5 protein-coding genes are annotated in these 6,996 nt (G+C 67.1%); all 5 read left to right on the top strand.

Annotated elements, in window-relative coordinates; all coding sequences use genetic code 11:
- Positions 1-84: 84 nt before the first annotated feature.
- The 5 genes from QZ853_RS20000 to aroD all read left to right on the top strand — a co-directional run bounded on the left by QZ853_RS20000 (position 85) and on the right by aroD (position 6,948).
- Positions 85-774 (top strand): glutathione S-transferase, encoded by a 690-nt coding sequence (locus QZ853_RS20000; RefSeq protein ID WP_295579215.1) that lies wholly within the window; start codon positions 85-87, stop codon positions 772-774.
- Positions 775-806: 32 nt separating this feature from the next.
- Positions 807-2,372, top strand: coding sequence for a YdiU family protein (locus tag QZ853_RS19995; protein ID WP_295579213.1), 1,566 nt, complete (start codon positions 807-809; stop codon positions 2,370-2,372).
- Positions 2,373-3,225: 853 nt separating this feature from the next.
- On the top strand, positions 3,226-4,737 hold the full coding sequence (locus QZ853_RS19990) for a right-handed parallel beta-helix repeat-containing protein (protein WP_295579210.1): 1,512 nt from the start codon (positions 3,226-3,228) through the stop codon (positions 4,735-4,737).
- A 22-nt stretch (positions 4,738-4,759) separates the two neighbouring features.
- Positions 4,760-6,061 (top strand): carbohydrate porin, encoded by a 1,302-nt coding sequence (locus QZ853_RS19985; RefSeq protein ID WP_295579207.1) that lies wholly within the window; start codon positions 4,760-4,762, stop codon positions 6,059-6,061.
- Positions 6,061-6,948 carry a type I 3-dehydroquinate dehydratase gene (gene aroD, locus QZ853_RS19980; protein ID WP_295579204.1) on the top strand — a complete coding sequence of 296 codons (888 nt, stop codon included), beginning with the start codon at positions 6,061-6,063 and terminating at the stop codon, positions 6,946-6,948. Before QZ853_RS19985 ends, aroD begins: the two co-directional genes overlap by 1 nt.
- Positions 6,949-6,996 lie beyond the last annotated feature (48 nt).

Raw genomic sequence — 6,996 nt, 5'->3', positions numbered from 1 at the left:
AGTCGAGCCATGCTCGACTGCGGCGTGAAGGCAGTCGAGCATGGCTCGACTCTACAATGGGCCATGCATTCCAAGAGCCCGCCCATGCGCATCGTCCACCACCTGGAAAACTCCCGTTCGCTGCGCGTGCTGTGGATGCTTGAAGAGCTGGGGCTGGACTACGAACTGCGCCGCTATCCGCGCGATCCGAAGACGCTGCTGGCGCCGCAGGCGTTGCGCCAGGTACATCCGCTCGGCAAGTCGCCGGTGTTGCAGGACGGAGAGCTGGTGCTGGCCGAGTCCGGCGCCATCCTCGATTACCTTGCTGACCGCTACGACACCCAGCGCCAGCTGTCGCCGTCACCGATTCCGTCCGACGGCGCTGAACGCATTGCCTACCGCTATTGGCTGCACTACGCCGAAGGTTCGGCGATGCCGCCGCTGCTGCTGACGCTGGTGATGGGCCGCATCCGCAACGCGCCGATGCCGTTCTTCGCGCGCCCGATCGCACGCAGCATCGCCGACAAGGCCGAGCGCGGATTCATCGGCCCGCAGCGACGCCTGCATCTGGACTGGATGGAGCGTCGCCTGGCCGAAAGCCCGTGGTTCGCGGGTGAGCGGTTCAGCGCCGCCGACATCCAGATGAGCTTCCCGATCCAGGCCGCGGCCGCACGCGGAGGCGGGCTGGATGACAGGCCGGCGCTGCGCGGTTTCCTCGCGCGCATCGGTGAACGCCCGGCCTACCAGCGCGCCGAGGCCCACGGCGGCCATCTGCAGGCGCTCAGCGGCAATTGAGGCGGGCGGCGGTCGCCCCCATCTTCAAGACCATGGATACCGACACGCCCCGCTTTGACAACCGCCTGCTGCATACCCTGCCGGGCGACACCGAATCCGGCCCGCGCCGCCGCGAAGTGCGCGGTGCAGCCTGGTCGATGGTGATGCCGACGCCGGTCGCGTCCCCCAGCCTGCTGGCCTGGTCGCCGGAGGTAGCCGCCATGCTGGGTTTCGACACCGCCGAAGTGGAGGACGAAGGCTTCGCGCAGGTGTTTGCTGGCAATGCGCTGTATGCCGGCATGCAGCCGTGGGCGGCCAACTATGGCGGCCATCAGTTCGGCCATTGGGCCGGGCAGCTGGGCGACGGCCGGGCGATCTCGCTGGGTGAACTGGTCGCACCGGATGGTCGCCACTGGGAGCTGCAGTTGAAGGGTGCGGGACCGACGCCGTACTCGCGCGGCGCCGATGGTCGCGCGGTACTGCGCTCGTCGATCCGCGAGTTCCTGTGCAGTGAAGCGATGCACCACCTTGGCGTTCCGACTACGCGTGCGCTGTCGCTGGTCGGCACCGGCGAAGACGTCGTGCGCGACATGTTCTATGACGGCCATCCGCGTGCAGAGCCCGGTGCCATCGTGTGCCGCGTATCGCCGTCGTTCCTGCGTTTCGGTTCGTTCGAACTGCCGGCGTCGCGCGGTGAAACCGCGCTGCTGCAGCAGCTGGTCGACGCCTGCATCGCCCGTGACTTTCCCGAACTGGAAGGGCAGGGCGAGCTGCTGTATGGCGACTGGTACGCGCAGATCGCGGTGCGCACCGCCGAGATGATCGCGCACTGGATGCGCGTGGGCTTTGTGCACGGCGTGATGAACACCGACAACCTGTCCGTGCTCGGCCTTACGCTCGATTACGGCCCCTACGGCTGGGTCGAGGATTTCGATCCGGACTGGACACCGAACACCACCGACGCGCAGGGCCGCCGCTATCGTTTCGGCACCCAGCCGCAGGTCGCCTATTGGAACCTGAGCCGGCTGGCGCAGGCGCTGTCGCCGTTGTTCGCCGATGTAGCACCGCTGCAGGCGGGGCTGGCGGCGTATCAGTCCACGTTTGCCGCGTGCACCCGTCGCGATGCAGCGGCCAAGCTCGGCCTGGCTGCGGCCGATGATGAGGACCTGCAGCTTTATCTGCGCTGGCAGCAGCTGATGCAGGACGGCGCGATGGACATGACCTTGGCCTGGCGCGCACTGATGCGCATCGATCCGGCGGCGCCGGACGCAACGGTGCTGGAGGCGGTGTACTACGACGAGGCGCGAGAACAGGCGGTGCAGGCACCGTTGCAGCACTGGCTGCAGGATTACGCGGTGCGTTTGCAGGCCGATCCGTTGTCGGCCAGCGAACGCATGGCGAAAATGGGTGCGGCCAATCCGCTGTACGTTCTGCGCAACTGGCTGGCACAGGAGGCCATCGACCGCGCCGAGCAGGGCGACCTGGGTGGCGTGCACGCGCTGCAGGAGGTGCTGCGCGATCCGTATACGCAGCGGCCGGGGTTGGAACACTACGCGGGCAAGCGCCCGGCCTGGGCCGAGCACCGCGCGGGCTGCTCGATGCTGTCCTGCAGTTCGTAGGGGGGGTGTTTTGCAGGGCTTGCAGCCCTGCACCTGCTTCGAGCCACGGCAACGTCAACTTCAAAACCCGGCATTCCGTGGGTTGGCGGGGTGGGTCCGGTTGAGGGGGACGCCGTAAACCCATCCATGGGGGCTTGGTCGCGGCATCCATGCCGCTCACCCCCCACAACCGGACCCACCCCGCCTTCGACAGACTTCCGCGATCTTTCGGAACGGTACGGGGTCGGATCCCGTTGCTACGCAACGGGCTCTGACCCCAGATGGATTTCGATATCTGATGGAAAAATCGTGTCGACCAAGGTCGACGCCTACCAATAGCCGCACGTCCCAGTAGATCCACGCCATGCGTGGATGAATTCATTCGATCTCTGACAGATGTGCCGACCAACGGTCGGCACCCACCAACAGCGCACGGAATCTGTCAGAGGTGGAGCGGTGTGGGTGGGCAGGACCGTTGGCGCCATGGATGGCGCCATCGAGCCCCCACGGATGGGTTTACGGCGTGTCCTGCCCACCCACACCTCCCCGCCCAACCAGCAGAGTCCCAGAGCCGCTCTGGCCTTTGACGTTGCCGTAGCCGTTGCCGTTGCCGTTGCACTGAGCAGGTGCAGGGCGGCAGCCCTGCCGACACCCCCATACAACGATGGTATTACCCATTCAGTGCGGTATTCGCACGCTTAGTCGATTACCGCACTTGAATGGTGCAGTGCGATAAATCTAATTTCACTTCCGCAGTTTCATAGCAGTCCAAGCGATCCACCCCTGGCGGGGCGAGGGCAGCAGCCGGTGCGGTGCTGAAGCCAGGTGCAGGGGAAGACCGCCGGATTTCCCATCTTCTGTGCGGAGTGATCGCATGCGCCGTCGTCTGTCCGTTGTTTCCCTGTCCCTGCTTGCCTTGCTGCCGTCGCTGGCGCTGGCCTACCAGGCCGAACCTCCGCGCGACGCGCTGCAGGTGCTGCGTGTTGATCGCTACGCCGACGACAGCAACGCCGGCTCGCTGCGCTGGGCCATCAACACCGCCAACACGCAGCCGGGCCGCTACCGCATTGAAATCGCTGCGGTGGGCGACGCGCCGTATGTGATCAAGCCCGCTTCGCCGCTGCCGGACATCAAGGGCCCGGTGCAGATCATCGGCACGTCGTGGGCACGCGATGGCCAGTACGTCGCCATCGACGGCTCGGCCTATGTCACCGGCACCGGCACCGATGCCTGCCCGGGCGCAGAGCCGGGACAGTCCGGCACCAACGTGCGCACCACCACGCTGCCGGGCCTGGTCCTGCGCGATACGCAGGGTGTGGAGCTGGCCGGCCTGGAGATCCGCAACTTCTGCATCGGCGTGCTGGTCAACCGTTCCAGCCGCAACGAGATCCATGACAACCGCATCGTCGCCAACAAGGGCGGTGCCGGCATCATGCTCACCGGCGACGACGGCAAGGGCCAGTCCACCGCTACCACCACCGTGCACAACCGCATCGTGCGCAACGTGTTCCTGGACAACGGCGATGGCCTGGAGCTGACCCGCGGCGCGGCCTGGAACCTGGTGGCCGACAACCTGTTCCAGTCCACCCGCGCCAATCCGGAACCCTCGCAGGGCATCGAGATCCTGTGGGGCAACGACAACAGCGTGGTCCGCAACCGCTTCGTCGATTATTCCGATGGCCTGCAGATCAACTGGGGCAACCGCAACTACATCGCTGCCAACACCTTCACCGGCAATTCGATCGGGCTCAGCATCACCGGCAGCGGCAACGTGGTCGATGGCAACACCATCACCGGCAATGGCATCGGCATCGGCGTGCGCCCGCAGCCGGTCAGTGCGCCGAACCGCTTCACCGCCAACCGGATCTTCGGCAACGGCCTGCCGATCGAGCGCTGCGAAGCTGGCGGCGCGTGCGTGAAGGGCCAGCCGCGCGGCGCCATCGTATTCGGCGTGCCGGGCCTGGAACACGCCAGCTTCGTCGGCTCGCGGGGCCGCGGCGTCGACAACGATCCGTCCAAGCGTGCACGCATCTGCACCACTGCCGGCCAGGCCGACTGTCAGCCGCCGCCGAACCTGGGCCAGGCAGCGCCGCAGCTGACCGCCGTGCAGGGAAAGGGCGCGCAGCGCCAGCTGACCGGCCGTTTCCAGGGCGTGCCCGACAGCCGCTACCAGGTGGAAGTGTTCGGCAACCGCGCAGCCAGTGGCAGCGAGGCCGAGCGGGTGCTGGGCAGCGTCGAGGCCCGCACCGATGCGCAGGGGCAGGGCAGCTTCACCTTCGCGCTCGGTGCCGGGGCAGATGCTGCCGCTGCCGGCAGCCTGACCGCCACGGTCACCTCGGCGCAGGGCGCTACCTCCCCGCTGAGCGCGCCGCTGTCGCTGCGCTGATCACCTCCACGAGACCGCGACCATGAATCCTGCGAAATCCCCATCACCGGGCCTGTCCCTGGGCATCCTCGTTACTGCGCTGCTGCCGGTCCTGGCCAGCGCGCAGTCCAGCAACCGCTATGAAGGCAAGACGCTCACCGGCGACTGGGGCGGCACCCGCACCGACCTGTACGAGCGCGGCATCGCCTTCCGCGGCGATTACGTGGGCGAGGCCATGGGCGTGGTCGAGGGTGGCTACGGCGAGACCGGCGCGCGCTATGCACAGCAGGTCCGCGTGGGCATGGACCTGGACATGGGCAAGCTGGCCGGCTGGGACGGCGGTGCGTTCCACTTCACCCTCAACGACCGTCGCGGCCGCAGCACCTCGGTGGACTTCGTCGGCAACCGCTTCCCGATCCAGGAAGCGTACGGCGGCCAGTACACGCGCCTGACCGAGCTGAGCTACGACCAGACCTTCAACGCAGGCCAGTCGTACTACAAGCTGGGCTACTACGCGATGGGCAACCAGTTCGGCCTGCACAGCCTGCTGACCCATTTCGTCAACGCCGCCTTCTGCGCGCACCCGCTGGCGATGTCCGGCAACAGCGGCTGGTACAACTACCCGATGGCGCGCTGGGGCGGCGAGTTCGCGCAGCAGATCAGCCCGGCGGTGAATGTGCGCACCGGCTGGTTCCAGGTCAACCCGAACCTGGGCGGCAACATCGAGCGCAACGCGTTCCGTCCGTTCGTCTCGGGCACCACCGGTTCGCTGTTCCCGGTGGAAGTGACCTGGACCCCGGCCAAGGGCAGCCGTTACGCCGGCGTCTACAAGTTCGGCGGTTACTACGACACCTCGCGCGTGGACAAGCGCGGCCTGGATACCTCGCCGACCACCGGCCGCCACGGCGCCTACGTGCTGGCCGAGCAGCGCCTGACCCAGGAGTCGGCCGACCCGAGCCGCGGCCTGACTGCGTTCGCGCAGTACATGGTGTCCGACAGCGATACCGCGCAGATCAAGCGCTGGTATGCGCTGGGTGGTGTCTACGAAGGCATCGGCTCGCGCCCGCAGGACAGCATCGCGCTGGGCTACGTCGGCGCCGACATCAACAACCGCCTGGTCAATGCGCGCCGGGCCACGCTGATGGCCGGGGGCGTGCCCACCGATTCGCCGCTGTACAACCTCAGCCAGGCCGAGGAACTGTTCGAACTGTCCTACAGCGTCCAGGTGAACCCGTGGCTGATGATCCGCCCGGACGTGCAGTACATCGTCAACCCGGGCACGTTCAATTACAGCGGTACCGACAACGCCTGGGCCGTCGGTGTCCAGGCCAAGGTGATCTTCTGATGGCCGCGCGCTCCATCTACGCTCTGGTGAATGCCATGAAGTTCCCGTTCGCTTCCGTTGTCCTCGCCGGTGCGCTCAGTGCCTCCCCCCTGCCGGCCCTGGCCGCACCGCCGCCGGCGGTGCTGCAGGTCGGCCAGCTGCGCATCGGCGAGGGCAGCCCCCGCACCATCGTGCCGATCACGGGCGCCACCGCTGAGGTCGCCCTGCGGCAGGCTGCTGCGATTGCCGACAGCAAGTCCACCGACATCGCCGAGTGGCGCATCGACTACCTGGATATCGCCACCGATGGCAAGGCCCTGGTTGCGTTGGGCAAGCGCATCCAGGGCACGCTGGGCGGCAAGCCCGTCATCGTCACTTTCCGCACCAAGGCCGAAGGCGGTGCCAAGCCGATCAGCGATGCCGACTACGGCGCGCTGTACGCCACCCTGCTGCGCGGTGGCGTTGCCCAGTTGATCGACGTGGAGATGTTCCGCGACCCAAAGGTGGTGCAGTCGCTGGTGGCACAGGCGCACAAAGCCGGCGTCAAGGTGGTGATGTCCAACCATGACTTCCATGCCACGCCGCCGCGCGAGGAAATCGTCGCGCGCCTGCTGAAGCAGCAGTCACTGGGCGCGGACGTGCTGAAGATCGCGGTGACGCCGCGGGATGCCGGTGATGTGCTGGCACTGCTCGATGCCACCTGGCAGGTGCGCCAGCAGAGCGACAAGCCGCTGCTGACGATGTCGATGGGCGGCACCGGCGTGGTATCCCGGCTCGCGGGCGAAACCTTCGGCCAGGCCTTGACCTTCGGCATGATCGGCACCCCATCGGCGCCGGGTCAGGTCGAGGTCGATCGCCTGCAGGACGTCCTGCAGGTCATCCATGCATCCAGCCAGGCCGGTCGCTGAGACCTTCCCCGCCGGACGTTCCATCGCACCACGCTGTTGCAGGAAACC

This window comes from uncultured Stenotrophomonas sp. (assembly GCF_913778665.1).
GTDB lineage: Bacteria > Pseudomonadota > Gammaproteobacteria > Xanthomonadales > Xanthomonadaceae > Stenotrophomonas.
This window is presented reverse-complemented; position numbering and strand designations above follow the sequence as displayed.

What these genes read in the sequence shown, in the direction of transcription:
- QZ853_RS20000 (WP_295579215.1), top strand. Translation starts at nt 85, where the DNA reads ATGCGCATCGTCCACCACCTGGAAAACTCCCGTTCGCTGCGCGTGCTG.
- QZ853_RS19995 (WP_295579213.1), top strand. Translation starts at nt 807, where the DNA reads ATGGATACCGACACGCCCCGCTTTGACAACCGCCTGCTGCATACCCTG.
- QZ853_RS19990 (WP_295579210.1), top strand. Translation starts at nt 3,226, where the DNA reads ATGCGCCGTCGTCTGTCCGTTGTTTCCCTGTCCCTGCTTGCCTTGCTG.
- QZ853_RS19985 (WP_295579207.1), top strand. Translation starts at nt 4,760, where the DNA reads ATGAATCCTGCGAAATCCCCATCACCGGGCCTGTCCCTGGGCATCCTC.
- aroD (WP_295579204.1), top strand. Translation starts at nt 6,061, where the DNA reads ATGGCCGCGCGCTCCATCTACGCTCTGGTGAATGCCATGAAGTTCCCG.